Here is a 13,462-nt window from a genome sequence, read left to right on the forward strand (position 1 = left end):
CTGCTGAGAACGCTGTCGCGAAAAATCACCATTGGGAGGAATGCATGAACAAGATCGGTGTCCACGCCCTGGTCTGGGTCGGTGGCTGGAGCCATGCCGAGGCGACGAAGGCGATCGAGCGCAGCGCCGCCCTTGGTTACGACATCATCGAAATCCCGGCCCTCGACCCCACCACCATCGACCCTGAGCATACCCGCCGCACGGCCGAGGCGAACGGCCTTGGCATCACGGTGTCGCTCGGCCTCGACGGCAGCGCCGACATTTCCAGCGAGGATCCGGAGAAGGTGAAGCGCGGCGAGAAATTGCTGCGGGACGCACTCAGCGTCACCCGCGACATGGGCGGCACGCATATGTGCGGCATCCTCTATTCCGGCTTCATGAAATATGCCGACCCCACCACCGAGCGCGGCAAGGCGAATTCGGCCGAGGTGCTGCGCCGGATCTGCGACGAAGCGGCCAAGAGCAACATGACCATCGGCCTCGAGGTCGTGAACCGCTATGAGAGCAACGTGCTCAACACGGCGGCGCAGGCGGTCGATTTCTGCAAGCGCATCGGCGCCCCCAATGTGAAGGTGCATCTCGACACCTATCACATGAACATCGAGGAAGCGGATATCGAGCAATGCATCGTCGATACCGGCGACTATCTGGGTTATTTCCATATCGGTGAATCGAACCGCGGCTATCTCGGCGCGGGCTCGATCGATTTCGACAAGATCTTCCGCGGCCTCGCGCGCGCCGGCTACAAGGGCCCGATCACCTTCGAAAGCTTCTCGTCGACCGTCGTCAACAAGCAGCTTTCCGGCATTCTGGCGATCTGGCGCAACCTGTGGGAAGACAGCAGCGATTTGGCCGGCCACGCCCGCGACTTCATCCGCGCCAATCTGAAAGCCGCGCTCGAAGCACAGAAGCGGCGGGGGTAATCCAACCAACTCACACGTCATCCCCGGGCTTGGCCCGGGGATCCACGAGTCTGTGTGCGGCTGAAGAAAGCAACTCGTGGATGCCCGCACCAAGTGCGGGCATGACGATCGAGATTGCGGCTTAACGCCTTAAATCACGTTCAACTTCACATCGATATTGCCGCGCGTTGCATTGGAGTACGGGCAAACCTGGTGGGCCTTCTCGACCAGCGACTGCGCCGTCGCCTTGTCGAGGCCGGGCAGCGAGATGTCGAGCGAGACGGTCAGGCCGAAGCCGCCTTCCGACCGCGGGCCGATGCCGACTTCCGCGGTGATGCTGGCATCGGCCGGCACTTTGATCTTTTCCTGGCCGCCGACAAATTTCATGGCGCCGATGAAGCAGGCCGAATAACCGGCGGCAAAGAGCTGTTCCGGGTTGTTGCCCGGGCCACCGGCACCGCCCAATTCCTTCGGCGTCGCGAGATTAACGCTGAACGTGCCGTCCGCTGTCTGCGCCTTGCCGTCGCGACCGCCGGTGGCTGTAGCCTTCGTCTTATAGAGAACGTTGACGCTCATGATCTCTTCCTTTCCTGGCTCGCCCTGTCTTTGGGGCCCTGCATCTCGCGTGGGCTTGATTGCCCGCCGCCGATGACCGAGATATTGGCACGAATTAGATTGTGCACAATTTAATTTTGCATGCATGATCTGCATGGCTGGATTGCGCAATTAAATTGCACACAAGCTATTCCCCAACGCACCGTGGGGACTTACATTAAGGAAAGCACGAATCCTGAGGCCCGATCATGAAGCAAAGCCATGACACCGATATGCTGAAGCTGTCGCAGCAGCTCTGCTTCGCCCTCTATTCGACCAGCCATTCCTTCACCCGGGCCTACAAGCCGCTGCTGGAGCCCTTGGGGCTTACCTATCCCCAGTATCTGGTCATGCTGGTGCTGTGGGAGGAGGATGGGGTCACGGTGAAGGAGATCGGCGCCAAGCTGCAGCTCGATTCCGGGACCCTGACCCCGCTTTTGAAGCGCCTTGATGCCGCCGGCCTCATCACCCGCACGCGCGATTCAGGCGACGAGCGTCAGGTGCGCGTGACGCTTACCGATGCCGGCCGGGCCCTGCGCGCCCGGGCGGAAGGCATCCCCAAGCGCCTTGGCGAGGTGATCGGCGAACCGCTTGATGCGATCATTGCGTTGCGCGAGCGCCTCAATGCCATCCGCGCCAACATGGCCGCCGCCGCCGAATAGCGCCTATTCCTCCTGCCCCACCGGCAGCGGCTTCGTTACCGGGTCCAGCGACAGGCGCTGCGCCAGGATGACGGCCTGGGTGCGCGACGTCACACCCAGTTTGCGCAGGATTTCGGTGACATGGGCCTTCACCGTCGGTTCGCTGATCTGCATTTCATAGGCGATCAATTTGTTCGGCATGCCTTCGGCCAGCAACGACAGCACCCGGTGCTGCTGCGGCGTCAATTGTGCCGCGCGCTGGGCAAGATCACGGTCGCGGCTGGCCAGGGCATCGTCCCGCGCCGCCTCGGGCAGCGCCACGGCACCGGCCAAAATCATCCGCACCGCATCCAGGAACCGGTCGGCGGCGGCGAGCTTGGGGATGAAGCCGGCGGCCCCCATCTCAATGGCCTGGCGCATGGCGGCGGAATTGGTGGTCGCCGAGACGATGGCGATCGGCAAGGCAGGATGCTGCGCCCTGAGCGCCGAGAGGCCGGCAAGGCCCAGCATCCCCGGCATATCGAGATCGAGCACGACCAGGTCGGTCTCGGGCGCTGCTTCGATTGCCGCTTGAGTCTCCGCCAGGCTGCCGGCAAAGCCGATCTTGGCATGCGCAAACGCCCCTTTCAGGGCCGCGGCCAGGGCATCTCGCACCATAGGGTGATCGTCTGCCACGACGAAGGCGAGGCTTGCCGCCTCGTTTGCTGATTCCGGACCATGGTCCCTGGCTGCCATGCCGCCGCCTCCCCCTTGTACCCGGTTCTTATCTGGCACTCTGTCGGCGCCATCTGTTGGGGTCAGCATACACACCGGGCGGGGGATAGGAAAAGTGCCGGCAGGACTGTGACGGCCCTCTCACCCCGGCCAATTTGCGCGCCAGCCGCTGTTGCTGCCGCCAAAGACCGCGGGCTAGAGTGCCGGCCACACCAAAAACAGGCATGTTCATGATTCTCTCGGCCTACCAGCTGGATTTTGAGGCCACCCGCCCATGAGCGGCAACACCGCCGACAAGCCCGCGGTGGCCGATCTGGCGACAGATGCCGATACCGGCGCGCTCAATTTCGCGGCGAGCCTGGCACGGTCCTTCGCCGCCTCGCTCAATGTCGATGCGACGGTCGGCCAGGCCTTGGGCAGCATCATCCATTTGCTGGAGACGGAGGCCGGCTCCCTGTTCCTGCTCGACGATGCGGGCACGACCCTGGTCTGCCGGGCGAGTGTCGGGCCGGTCAAGATCGACGGCCTGCGCGTGCCGATGGGCCAGGGTATCGTCGGCCGCACAGTGGCCGAAGACCGCCTCCTCGTCATCGAGAACGCCTATGAGGATAAGAATTTCTTCAAGGCGGCTGACGAGCGCACCGGCTTCGTCACACGTTCGATCCTCTGCGCCCCCATGCGTGTCGGGGACAAGCTGATCGGCGCCGTCCAGGTTCTCAACAAGCGTTCCGGCATCCCCTTCGACGGCGAGCATGGCAAGGATGCCAACATGCTGCAGGTGATGGCGAATGCCGCGGCCCTCGCCATTTCCAATGCGCGCCTGGCCGATCAGCTGCTGGAGCAGGAGCGCATCAAGCGCGAGCTGGAACTGGCATCCGAAATCCAGCGCAGCCTGTTGCCAAGCGAAGACGACGACCTGCCGATCTGCGGCATCAACCGCCCGATCCGCGAGGTTTCCGGCGATTTCTATGACTATTTCGACTTGCCCGACGGCACGATTGCGTTTGCCCTTGGCGATGTCTCGGGCAAAGGCATGAATGCGGCCTTGCTGATGGCAAAGACCGCCAGCCTCTTCCGCTGCCTTGGCAAAACCATCCGCGATCCGGCGCGCCTCCTCTCCATTCTCAACCGCGAGATCTGCGAGACGACCAGCCGCGGCATGTTCGTCACCATGGTGGCCGGCCTCTACGAACCGGCGACCGGCCTGCTGCGCTTTGCCAATGCCGGGCACCTGCCGCCGCTCATCAAGTTTCCGGATCATCTATATGAAACCGTGATGCCGGATGCGCCGCCGCTCGGCATCCTGCGCGACACGCATTTCGTCGATCACGAGATCAACCTCAAAGGCGGCCTGTTCGTCGCCTTCTCGGATGGCCTGACCGAGTTTCGCTATGGCGACGAGGAACTGGGTGTCGATGGGCTCAACCAGCTCCTCGAATACGCCCATACCGGCACGCTCAGGCAGCGCCTCAACATGGTCCTCGCTGAGCTCGACCAGGGCGGCTGGGAAGCCCGGGACGATTTGACCCTGCTCGCCATCGACGATCAATCGGCCGGCAAGGCCTGGCAGCGCGAGCACCCTTCTGAAATGGCGATACCGCCGGAGGGGGATTTCCTCTTCGGCATCTCCTTCCCGGCCGATCCCAGCCGCCTCAAACTGATGCGCCCGGCCCTGGAAGCGGCCGCCAGGGCCTGCAAATTCGCCGAGGATGAGATCCAGGACCTGGTCCTGGCGGCCGGGGAAGCCATCGAAAACATCATGGTTCACGCCTATGGTGGGCAGGCCAAGGGCGAAATCACACTGGCGGTACATCGTTTGCCGGACGGAATCATGCTCCGTTTGCGCGATTTTGCACCCCGGGTCGATACCGGTAAGATAGAACCTAGGCCGCTTGACGAGCTAAGACCCGGTGGATTGGGGACGCATTTCATCCGGGCCATCATGGACGATGCCAGCTTCATCCCCCTACCGGACGGGGAGGGGAACCTGTTGGAACTTGTCAAACGACGCCGCCCCACGGACGAGTCCGGGGCGGACAACAAGGGTGGGAATTAGGGGATGTCCGTATCCAGCGTTAGGGAAGAGCAGGGCAAGATCGTGATCGCCCTTGAGGGCGACATCGATCTCGAAAATGCCGGCGAGGTCAGGAAGGCGCTGCTTGCCAACCTGAAGCAGAAGAAAGACCTGCTGATCGATCTATCCGCCGTCACTTATATCGACTCCTCCGGCATCGCCAGCCTGGTCGAGGGCCTGCAGGTTGCCAGAAAGCAGAAGAACGAGCTGTCGCTGGTGTCGGTCAGCGTGCGGGCAAGGCGCGTCCTCGAACTGGCGCGCCTCGACAAGGTCTTTGCCATTCACGGCGACGTCGCCGCCGCTCTCGCGGCGCGGCCCTGAGGGCGACGTTTGGCAATGGCAAACCCACTTAAACTTCCCGGCAAGTTCTTCGAAGGCATCGGCCGACGCACCGTCGCCGGCCTCGACGAGATGGGTTATGCCGCCGCCATTTTCTTCGAGGCGATCTATTGGACCCTGACCGGCTGGCGCTATCGCCAACCGGTACGCATCACCTCGGCCTTTGCCGCGATGATGCAGTTCGGCGTCACCGCCCTGCCGATCGCCACCCTGCTTGCCGCCACCATCGGGCTCATGCTGGCGATCCAGAGCCTCTACAGCCTCGGCCTCTTCGGTGCCGAGCAATATGCCTATATCGGCATCGCCCTTTCGGTGGTGCGCGAATTCAGCCCGATGATCATGGGAATCCTCATCGCCGGCCGCTCCGGTTCCGCGATCGCCGCACGCCTTGCCACCATGAGCATCAACCAGGAGGTCGATGCGCTGCAGGTGATGGGCATCAACCCGGTGCGCTTCCTGGTCTCGCCGGTCCTCATCGCCCTCATCCTGATGATGCCCTGCCTTGCCATGTGGGCGAACCTTGTGTCGATCCTCGCCGCCGGCCTCTATGTCTCGGCGCAGCTCCACCAATCCTTCGGCGCCTATCTCAACGACACGATCGAGGTGCTTAAGACCGGCGATGTCTGGCATGGCCTGGGCAAGGCGACGCTGTTCGGCGTCATCATCGCTCTGGTCGGTGTGGTCAACGGCTCGATGGTGCAGGGTGGTGCCGAAGGTGTCGGCAAGGTGACGACGCGCTCGGTGGTCATCTCCATCACCCTCATCGTCGTCGCCGACATGATCTTCGCCTATATGACGACGAAGTGACGCCATGACGAACGAAGCCCTCACCGCCGAAGCCGTCAATCAGGCCAACCGCCCCAGCGCCGAAGACCTGGCCGCACGCAAGAAGGTGATCGAGGTCAACCGCCTCGACTGGTCCTTCGGCACGCGCCAGGTCCTTTACGACATCAATCTCGATGTGCGTGAGGGCGAGATCATGGTGATCATGGGCGGGTCTGGCTCCGGCAAGACCACCTTGCTGCGCCATCTCGTGGGCCTGATGCCGCCGCTCCCCGGCAAGATCAAGCTGCTGGGCAAGGATATGGGCGCATTGTCGCGCATGCAGCTCCTCGAGCTGAAGCGCCGCATCGGCGTCGCCTTTCAGTTCGGCGCCCTCTTCTCCTCCATGTCGGTTTCCGAGAACGTGAAGCTGCCCTTGCGCGAGCTCACCGATCTTGAGGAACGCACCATGGACATCATGGCCAATATGAAGCTGGAGGTGTGCAACCTCTCCGGCTTCGGCCATCTGATGCCCTCCGACCTTTCCGGCGGCATGATGAAACGCGCCTCGATCGCGCGCGCTATCGTCATGGACCCCAAGCTCATCTTCCTCGATGAACCCTCATCTGGCCTCGATCCCGTCGTCTCCTCGGCGCTTGACGACCTCATCCTCAAATTGCGCGATGCGATGGATATCTCGGTCGTCGTCGTCAGCCACGATGTCGAGAGCGCCTATAAGATCGCCGACCGCATCACCATTCTGGACAAGGGCCACATTCTGGCCTGCGACCGCGTCGACGCGGTCCGCAATTCGACCAACGAACGGGTGCAGAATCTGCTGCACCGCCGGTCTGAACAGGCCGAGATCGATCCAACCGAATATCTGCGTCGCCTCGCGGGGGATTAAAAGACGATGCGTAATCATTTTCTCAACTACACGGCCGTCGGCATCTTCGTTGCCGCCATGATCGTGGCGCTGGTGGTCATGCTCTCCATGCTGGCAGGGCGCACGGGACCCACCGACAGTTACTCGATCGTGCTCGACGATGTGACCGACGTGAAATACGGCACCGCCGTGCGTTTTGCCGGCTTCCCGATCGGCCAGGTCGAGGAAATCTCGCCCGAATACAATGCCGGCAAATATCGCTTCCGCCTCCATGTCGCGGTGAAGCAGGGCTGGAAGTTCCCGGCCGATTCCATCGCCCGCATCGCCGCTTCAAGCTTCCTTGCCGGCAAGACCATCGAGATCAATGGCGGCCAGGCGCAAGAGACCATCGCCCCCGGCGGCGAAATTGCCGGCGGCACGGCAGCCGACATGTTCACGCTGATGGCACAGGTCGCGGGCGAGATCGGCGATCTATCCAAATCCTCACTGAAGCCCTTGGTCGCACGCATCGGCGAGATCATCGACCGCATCGGCGCCACGACCGAGACCAATCTGCAGCAGCTGATGGGCTCGTTGAATGCGATCGCCAGCGAGGTCAATGCCAAGACCCCGACGATCATGAGCAACGTCCAGGACTTCTCCAGCCAGATCAATGTCGAGATGGGCAAGGTCGACAAGATCCTGTCCGAGAAGAACATCGGCGCCATCGACAGCTCGCTCGCCAACATCCAGAAGGCGACCGCCAATGCCGAGGTGGCGAGCCGCGATCTGAAATCGTTGGGCGCCCGCATCACCGCAGTGGCCGACGAGATCCAGGGTATGGTGGCCGACAACCGCAAGGGCGTCGACAAATCGGTGGCCGATCTCGAATACATCCTGCGCGCGGTCGCCCAGAACATCGATTCCATCACGCATAATCTCGATGGAACGACCCGCAACATGAACGAGTTCAGCCGACTCATCCGTCAGAATCCGGGCCTGCTGCTCTCTGGCAGCAATCCGGAAACCGACAAGGGCTTGAAGCAGAACAGCGGAGATGAAGAAGAATGAAGATGATGCTGGCACGCCGCCTGTTGCTGGTGACCCTGGCGCTATCGCTCAGCGCCTGCTTCGGCTCCGCCCCGCCGGTGCCCAAGGAGCAGTATTTCCGCCTCATCGCCAACAGCACGCCCGCAACCGCAGCAAAGCCCGTCGACGGCGTGGTCGAAGTGCCGCCGCTGCAGGCCGAAGGTGTCATGGGCGAGCGGCCGCTGCTCTTCACCAAGGATGGCGGGCAGAAACTGGAACAGCGCAACTACGCCTATTGGACCGACCCGCCGCCCGCCATGCTGCGCGACCAGATCGTCGCCTATCTGCGCACAGCCAAGCTTGCCAAGGACGTGGTGCCGAGCGAACTGCGCGTGCAGGCGCAATACCGCGTCGAAGGCCGCATCAAGCGCCTGGAGCAATTGAGCGGGGCCAAGAATGCCGCGGTGATCGCGCTGGAGCTTGCCCTCATCGACAAGACCACGGATTCGATCGTCGCCTCCGGCAGCTATGAAGTCACCAAGGAGGCAAGCGGCCCGGATATCGATGATGCGGTCCACGCCCTCAATGCCGGGCTCAACGAGATTCTGGCGAAATTCGTGGCTGACCTTGGGAGCGCCGGCTGATCGATATTGAACTTGGAGCCCGATCGCCATAGATAGGCCCCCATTGCCACACCGGCCCAGCCCAGAACGGGCTGGCGCAACGACCTGAAAGGATAAGGAAGATGTCCCGCGGCGACCTCAAGGTGCATGACCTGCCCCCGGAGAAGATCAAAAGCCTGAAGCACTGCACCATCTCGACCTCCAAGGGCGACATGAAGCTGGAGATGTTTCCGCAAGAGGCCCCCAATACCGTCGCCAATTTCTATGTGCTGGCAAACGACAAGTTCTATGACGGCCTCAACTTTCACCGCGTGATCCCGGGCTTCGTCGCCCAGGGCGGCTGCCCCACCGGCACCGGCACCGGTGGCCCCGGCTGGCGCATCGCCTGCGAAACCAAGGGCAACCCGCACAAGCATGTCGAGGGGTCGCTCTCCATGGCCCATGCCGGCCGCGACACCGGCGGCTCGCAATTTTTTCTGGTACTCGACCCGCAGCCGCATCTCGATGGTGGCCATACGGTGTTCGGCCAGATCGTCGATGGACTTGATGTCCTACAATCCCTAGAGATGGGCGACGAGATCAACCACATCCGGTTCGAATAATCGCAAAAACCTAAAAGGCCGGACTTCACAGTCCGGCCAACGGGTTAGCGTGTTCTCCGAAACTTGTTGTTAAGAAATTGCGCCTAAAGTGTACGCATCAGGTCAGAGGCGTGGTGCCGCGACCGGTCTATTCGCAGGGGCGCAATTATGGGGCGAGCACTTCTCAACTGGCTGCCGTGGCATCGCGATGCCAATGTTCTCCACGACGAGGAAATCGACCAGTTGGACGTCGGTTCGGTCCTGGTGGAGATTTCCGACAAGCTGCCACAGCACATGTACCCGCATTGGCGCATCGAAAAGCGCTTCAAGGGTCCAGGCGACATGCCCCATGTGGCCTTGCGCAATGTCAGCGACCCGCACGCCCACAAGCTGCTCGCGGTCTCCTCGCTGGTTTCGGCGCGCCGCTTCCAGTTGCAGCAGCACCACGCCTGAACAACGCCTGCGCAACGGCGCGACAGCGCCGGGCTTTGCCGTCTCAGATACCCATCCTTACGGATTGAAGAGTTGTGTCCCAGGCGTCGACGGCGCCGTTGACGTCGGCAGCGGCGCATCCGATTTGGGCGCTGCAGCCGGTTGTTGCGCCGCTGGCTGTTGAGCGGCCGGCTGCGAATTGGCCGGCTGCGAATTGGCCGGCTGCGAATTCGCGGGTGCCGCCGTCTCTTGCGCTGCCTCATTGGTCAGGCTGTTGAGCAGCGTCGAGAATGACGCATCCCCCTCATCCGCGGCGGGCTTGGGCTTAGCCGCCGCCTGCTTGGGCTTCTCGGCCGGCTTGGCCTTCTTCTCGGCCGCCTGCTTGGGCTTCTCGGCCGGCTTCACCGTTTTCTTTTCCGCAGCCTTGGGCACCACTGGCACGGCATCCTTTTTTTCCACCGCCTGCGCAGCTGGTGCCGCCGGCTGTGTGGCGGCTGGGGCTGGGGCTGGGGCTGGGGCCGGTGCCGGGACGGGTGCCGTCGCCTGAACCGGGGCCGGCGCTGGTGCCGCCGGCTGCGCGGGTGCTGCCGCTTGAACCGGAGCAGGGGCTGGCGTTGGGGCTGGCGCCGCTACCGGCGCGGCCGTTCCGACCGGCGGCTTGTTCTCGGCCGCCACCGAGAAATCGGTGGCCGTCGTCGCGGGCGTGGGCGTCGGCGATGCGAATATGGCGAAATTGCCGCTGCCCTGCTGCGTCCAGGTGACGACCGCGGCGATCGCGGCGACGGCCACCACCACGACGATGAGGGGGACCAGCGACGCACGGCGGCGCTCCGCTCCAATCACCGGCAGGACGCGGTCCGAGGGGTCGATTTCAAGGGTCGGCCCGCCGCCGAGGCGGCTCGACGCCGCGGGGGCCGGCGGCGCCATGGGCGGATCGTCCTTGAAGCCATTGCCGTGGCGCTCGCCAGCGCCATGGAGCGGGACCCGGGCTTGCGCCCGCACTCCCGGCTCGGCCAGGGCCTGGCGTTGTTTCTCGCGAATGAGGTTTTCGAGGTCCGCGTCTGGCAGATCCTTGGCCGAAGCCGACATCGTTTCTTGTCCCGCAATCCAAAATAGGGCCCCAAACCAGGCCGATTTGCGCACACCTTTGCGCCACCGGCCACGGACGTCCACAAAAAAAGCCGTGATCGGCACACTAGGCATCCAGATGCGGAAAGCCAAGCGCGGATGGCGACTGCCGCCCCGTCGCGATGGCGACGCTCTCTGCCAAGGCAGGTGACGGCGGTGCTGGCATGTCGCCCAGAACGGGCTGCGGCCGCACCCGCAAGCCACAGAAGGATTGCAGGGCAGCGGCGATTTACCGGCCGGAACGGTCCTTGGGGGCTGGTGCGCGATGCTTGCCACGCGCGACCTCGCCATGGAGGAGGTCGAGCAAGGGCTGCCAGAAGCCACCTTCTTCCTTGGCCGATGGACGCGTCGGCTTGGCCGTTGTCTTCTGCGTCTTCTGCGCTTTGGCGGCCACCTTGGCAGGTTCCCCAGGCGCTGCTGCGGCTTTCTTCTTGGCAACCGGCGCTTTTGTTTTAACGGAGGGCGTTTCTCCCTGCTTTACCGCTGGGACAGGAAGTGCAACGGCTGCCTCGGCTGCGGCCGGCAATAGTTCAACCCTTTCCGGTAGAGGGGGCGGCGGCGACAGCGCCGTGTCGAAATGGGCGGGCATCAGTGCCACATCATCCCCGGGTGGGATCAAAAACGGCATCTCCTCCGTATTCGTGATGACCAGTGCCACCGGCAACCCCTCGCCAGTCAGCGGTGCCGCCACCGCTTCGCCGGCATTGGGCAAGACCACGCCATCGGGCCGGTCCTTGAACATATCGGCGACGAGCACCACAAAGACCAGGGCGATGGGCACGACCACCAAGCTCGCCCAGGCGATGCGTTTGGCGTCGGCGCGGTCGGTCTTCGTCTGGGGCCGAGCCGCCGGCATATCTTCGACGCCCCGCAACTCCGCCGCCTTGCGATTGAGGGCAGCGACATAGGCGTCATAGGAGAGGTGCTCGGCCGCCGGCAGTCCGGCTGCACGGAGTGCCTCGCTGCCGATCCCCTGTTTGACGCGTAGGAAGCTCTCATAGGATAGGCGCCCCGATGCCGGGGGCGCCATGGCGGCGGCAGGGGCGGGATCCGAGGTTGAGGAAAGGGTGCTGCTCATACGCGTTCATGCCGAAAGAATGGCCGGCGCGATACCTCTGCGCCGCGCCGCCTTGGACGGGGCTTCCTAGCACGCGCCCCATCCCTCCAGCAGTGACAACAACGGCGCTACAGAAAAGTTTCAGAACGCTGTCGCATTCGGAAAATCCGCCCGGCTAGTGCAGCAGGACGGCCCCCAGCGCCACCAGGCTGACCGAGGCATAACGGCGCTTGCGGAAGCGCTCCTTCAACAGGAACGTGCTCATGATGGCGGCAAAAATGACGCTGGTTTCGCGCAAGGCGCTCACCTGGGCGAAAGCGCCGCTCTTCATGGCGAAGATCGAGATGCCATAGGCCCCGGCCGAGAGACAGCCGCCGGCAAGGCCCAGCTTCCATGCAGTGGACCAATAGCCGAGCGCCGGTTTCAGCCCCCGCCGCCACAGGCAGAACAGCACCAGCATCGGCGCGTCGAGGGCAAACAGCCAGGCGATATAGCCGAATTGCTGCGCCTCGGTTTCCCCGGCGGCGCGCACACCCAGCCCGTCGCACAGCATGTAGCCCATGATACAGATGCCAGTGAGCAGGCCGAATGCCACCGGCTCCCATTTATGCGCACCCGAGAGCGGCTTTTCCACCGACAGCGACAAAATGCCGATCGAGATCGCGGCAACGCCCGCCATCTGCCACAGCGCCAGCATCTCATAGGGCGGCAGCAGCCAGGCCGAGACCGCGACCAGCAACGGCGCCGAGCCACGCGCGATCGGATAGACCTGGGACAATTCGCCATGCCGGTAGGCCAGCACCAGGAACAGGTAATAGCCAAGATGCGTCACCAGCGAGCCCAGAAGATAGATCCAGCTCGCCGGATCCGGCACGTCGGTCACAAACAGGAACGGCACGGCCACGAACCCGGCGAGGCCCATGGTGAGCCCCATATTGAGCAGGGTGTCGTTGCCGATCTTGACCATCACGTTCCAGCTGGCGTGCATCACGGCCGCGAGCAGGACAAGGAGGGTCATGGAGAGGGAAAGCGTATGCTGCATGATGGGCCGGACCATGACATATCGGTGACAGCCTGCCCAATCGCTTGTTTCGATGGTGCCATAGATAAAACCGCATAGGTCAGCGCCGACCGATAGATGAGACGCATAAAATGCGGCGGATTTGCGGCGTTGGTGGCCGGACCCTCTAATTCAGCGGCACCACCGAAATCGAATTGTAGGGCGAACCGTCGATGAGCTTGGTCGACCACACCAGATAGACCAGCACGTTCTTCTGCGTGTCGTAGAAGCGGCTGATGCGCAGTTCCTTGAACATGATCGACGTGTCTTCCGAGAACACCACCTCGCCCTTCTTGTCGGTGGGGATCTTGCCTTTCATCGTCACGGGCCCGACGGCGCGGCAGGCGATCGAGAAGCGGCTGGGATCTTCCGCCAATCCCATCGCCCCGCTCCAGCCACCGGTCTCGGCCCGCGACAGATAGCAGGAGACGTTGTCGACCTTGGGATCGTCATAGCGTTCGATGACGACCTTATCGTTGGGACTCATCAGGCGGAACGTGGTAGAGACCGCGCCGATCTCTTGCTGCGCCAGGACCAGATTGGGTAAGGCACCCATCCCGGCCACAGTCAGTAAAGCCGCCGACATCAACTGCAACAGGCGCATCGATCAGTCATCCTTTCCAGGTAAGGCCGGTGTCAGGAACGAAGGCCAAGACTGCGG

At 63.1% G+C, this 13,462-nt stretch carries 16 protein-coding genes; 10 read left to right on the forward strand and 6 right to left on the reverse strand.

The window, feature by feature from the left end; genetic code table 11:
- Positions 1–44: 44 nt before the first annotated feature.
- On the forward strand, positions 45–923 hold the full coding sequence (locus tag SMD31_RS18515; RefSeq protein WP_320502412.1) for a sugar phosphate isomerase/epimerase family protein: 879 nt from the start codon (positions 45–47) through the stop codon (positions 921–923).
- Positions 924–1,052: 129 nt separating this feature from the next.
- Here the strand turns inward: SMD31_RS18515 and SMD31_RS18520 are convergent, their stop codons facing one another.
- A complete protein-coding gene (locus SMD31_RS18520) occupies positions 1,053–1,478 on the reverse strand; it encodes an organic hydroperoxide resistance protein (RefSeq protein ID WP_320502413.1) in 426 nt (141 codons plus the stop codon).
- 227 nt (positions 1,479–1,705) lie between these two features.
- Here SMD31_RS18520 and SMD31_RS18525 point away from each other — a divergent pair, with 227 nt between their 5' ends.
- On the forward strand, positions 1,706–2,158 hold the full coding sequence (locus tag SMD31_RS18525) for a MarR family winged helix-turn-helix transcriptional regulator (protein ID WP_320502414.1): 453 nt from the start codon (positions 1,706–1,708) through the stop codon (positions 2,156–2,158).
- A 3-nt stretch (positions 2,159–2,161) separates the two neighbouring features.
- On the opposite strand, the gene SMD31_RS18530 is transcribed toward SMD31_RS18525, so the two are convergent.
- Positions 2,162–2,872, reverse strand: a complete 711-nt coding sequence (locus tag SMD31_RS18530; RefSeq protein ID WP_320502415.1) for a response regulator transcription factor — start codon at positions 2,870–2,872, stop codon at positions 2,162–2,164.
- Positions 2,873–3,125: 253 nt separating this feature from the next.
- On the opposite strand from SMD31_RS18530, the gene SMD31_RS18535 reads away from it, so the two are divergent.
- From SMD31_RS18535 to SMD31_RS18570, 8 genes are all read left to right on the forward strand, one after another.
- Complete coding sequence (locus tag SMD31_RS18535; RefSeq protein ID WP_320502416.1) at positions 3,126–4,907, forward strand: ATP-binding SpoIIE family protein phosphatase; 1,782 nt, start codon at positions 3,126–3,128, stop codon at positions 4,905–4,907.
- 3 nt (positions 4,908–4,910) lie between these two features.
- Positions 4,911–5,246, forward strand: a complete 336-nt coding sequence (locus SMD31_RS18540; RefSeq protein WP_320502417.1) for an STAS domain-containing protein — start codon at positions 4,911–4,913, stop codon at positions 5,244–5,246.
- Positions 5,247–5,261: 15 nt separating this feature from the next.
- Complete coding sequence (locus SMD31_RS18545) at positions 5,262–6,071, forward strand: MlaE family ABC transporter permease (RefSeq protein ID WP_320502418.1); 810 nt, start codon at positions 5,262–5,264, stop codon at positions 6,069–6,071.
- 4 nt (positions 6,072–6,075) lie between these two features.
- On the forward strand, positions 6,076–6,933 hold the full coding sequence (locus SMD31_RS18550; RefSeq protein WP_320502419.1) for an ABC transporter ATP-binding protein: 858 nt from the start codon (positions 6,076–6,078) through the stop codon (positions 6,931–6,933).
- 6 nt (positions 6,934–6,939) lie between these two features.
- A complete protein-coding gene (locus SMD31_RS18555) occupies positions 6,940–7,962 on the forward strand; it encodes an MlaD family protein (RefSeq protein WP_320502420.1) in 1,023 nt (340 codons plus the stop codon).
- Positions 7,959–8,564 (forward strand): ABC-type transport auxiliary lipoprotein family protein, encoded by a 606-nt coding sequence (locus SMD31_RS18560; RefSeq protein WP_320502421.1) that lies wholly within the window; start codon positions 7,959–7,961, stop codon positions 8,562–8,564. The genes SMD31_RS18555 and SMD31_RS18560 overlap by 4 nt, the downstream gene beginning before the upstream one ends.
- Before the next feature lie 101 nt (positions 8,565–8,665).
- Positions 8,666–9,145, forward strand: coding sequence for a peptidylprolyl isomerase (locus tag SMD31_RS18565; protein WP_320502422.1), 480 nt, complete (start codon positions 8,666–8,668; stop codon positions 9,143–9,145).
- Positions 9,146–9,292: 147 nt separating this feature from the next.
- Positions 9,293–9,577, forward strand: a complete 285-nt coding sequence (locus SMD31_RS18570; RefSeq protein ID WP_320502423.1) for a hypothetical protein — start codon at positions 9,293–9,295, stop codon at positions 9,575–9,577.
- 57 nt (positions 9,578–9,634) lie between these two features.
- Here SMD31_RS18570 and SMD31_RS18575 read toward each other — a convergent pair whose 3' ends face one another.
- The 4 genes from SMD31_RS18575 to SMD31_RS18590 all read right to left on the reverse strand — a co-directional run bounded on the left by SMD31_RS18575 (position 9,635) and on the right by SMD31_RS18590 (position 13,405).
- Positions 9,635–10,645: a hypothetical protein gene (locus SMD31_RS18575; protein WP_320502424.1), complete on the reverse strand. Its 1,011-nt coding sequence runs from the start codon at positions 10,643–10,645 to the stop codon at positions 9,635–9,637.
- 268 nt (positions 10,646–10,913) lie between these two features.
- Complete coding sequence (locus SMD31_RS18580) at positions 10,914–11,762, reverse strand: hypothetical protein (RefSeq protein WP_320502425.1); 849 nt, start codon at positions 11,760–11,762, stop codon at positions 10,914–10,916.
- A 154-nt stretch (positions 11,763–11,916) separates the two neighbouring features.
- A complete protein-coding gene (locus tag SMD31_RS18585; RefSeq protein WP_320502426.1) occupies positions 11,917–12,798 on the reverse strand; it encodes an EamA family transporter in 882 nt (293 codons plus the stop codon).
- 130 nt (positions 12,799–12,928) lie between these two features.
- Complete coding sequence (locus SMD31_RS18590; RefSeq protein WP_320502427.1) at positions 12,929–13,405, reverse strand: CreA family protein; 477 nt, start codon at positions 13,403–13,405, stop codon at positions 12,929–12,931.
- Positions 13,406–13,462: the final 57 nt, after the last annotated feature.

The sequence above is a fragment of the Dongia rigui genome (genome assembly GCF_034044635.1).
In the GTDB taxonomy this organism is placed as follows: domain Bacteria; phylum Pseudomonadota; class Alphaproteobacteria; order Dongiales; family Dongiaceae; genus Dongia; species Dongia rigui.

What these genes read in the sequence shown, in the direction of transcription:
- SMD31_RS18555 (WP_320502420.1), top strand. Translation starts at nt 6,940, where the DNA reads ATGCGTAATCATTTTCTCAACTACACGGCCGTCGGCATCTTCGTTGCC.
- SMD31_RS18545 (WP_320502418.1), top strand. Translation starts at nt 5,262, where the DNA reads ATGGCAAACCCACTTAAACTTCCCGGCAAGTTCTTCGAAGGCATCGGC.
- SMD31_RS18565 (WP_320502422.1), top strand. Translation starts at nt 8,666, where the DNA reads ATGTCCCGCGGCGACCTCAAGGTGCATGACCTGCCCCCGGAGAAGATC.
- SMD31_RS18525 (WP_320502414.1), top strand. Translation starts at nt 1,706, where the DNA reads ATGAAGCAAAGCCATGACACCGATATGCTGAAGCTGTCGCAGCAGCTC.
- SMD31_RS18520 (WP_320502413.1), bottom strand. Translation starts at nt 1,478, where the DNA reads ATGAGCGTCAACGTTCTCTATAAGACGAAGGCTACAGCCACCGGCGGT.
- SMD31_RS18535 (WP_320502416.1), top strand. Translation starts at nt 3,126, where the DNA reads ATGAGCGGCAACACCGCCGACAAGCCCGCGGTGGCCGATCTGGCGACA.
- SMD31_RS18550 (WP_320502419.1), top strand. Translation starts at nt 6,076, where the DNA reads ATGACGAACGAAGCCCTCACCGCCGAAGCCGTCAATCAGGCCAACCGC.
- SMD31_RS18530 (WP_320502415.1), bottom strand. Translation starts at nt 2,872, where the DNA reads ATGGCAGCCAGGGACCATGGTCCGGAATCAGCAAACGAGGCGGCAAGC.
- SMD31_RS18575 (WP_320502424.1), bottom strand. Translation starts at nt 10,645, where the DNA reads ATGTCGGCTTCGGCCAAGGATCTGCCAGACGCGGACCTCGAAAACCTC.
- SMD31_RS18540 (WP_320502417.1), top strand. Translation starts at nt 4,911, where the DNA reads ATGTCCGTATCCAGCGTTAGGGAAGAGCAGGGCAAGATCGTGATCGCC.
- SMD31_RS18570 (WP_320502423.1), top strand. Translation starts at nt 9,293, where the DNA reads ATGGGGCGAGCACTTCTCAACTGGCTGCCGTGGCATCGCGATGCCAAT.
- SMD31_RS18515 (WP_320502412.1), top strand. Translation starts at nt 45, where the DNA reads ATGAACAAGATCGGTGTCCACGCCCTGGTCTGGGTCGGTGGCTGGAGC.
- SMD31_RS18560 (WP_320502421.1), top strand. Translation starts at nt 7,959, where the DNA reads ATGAAGATGATGCTGGCACGCCGCCTGTTGCTGGTGACCCTGGCGCTA.
- SMD31_RS18590 (WP_320502427.1), bottom strand. Translation starts at nt 13,405, where the DNA reads ATGCGCCTGTTGCAGTTGATGTCGGCGGCTTTACTGACTGTGGCCGGG.
- SMD31_RS18585 (WP_320502426.1), bottom strand. Translation starts at nt 12,798, where the DNA reads ATGGTCCGGCCCATCATGCAGCATACGCTTTCCCTCTCCATGACCCTC.
- SMD31_RS18580 (WP_320502425.1), bottom strand. Translation starts at nt 11,762, where the DNA reads ATGAGCAGCACCCTTTCCTCAACCTCGGATCCCGCCCCTGCCGCCGCC.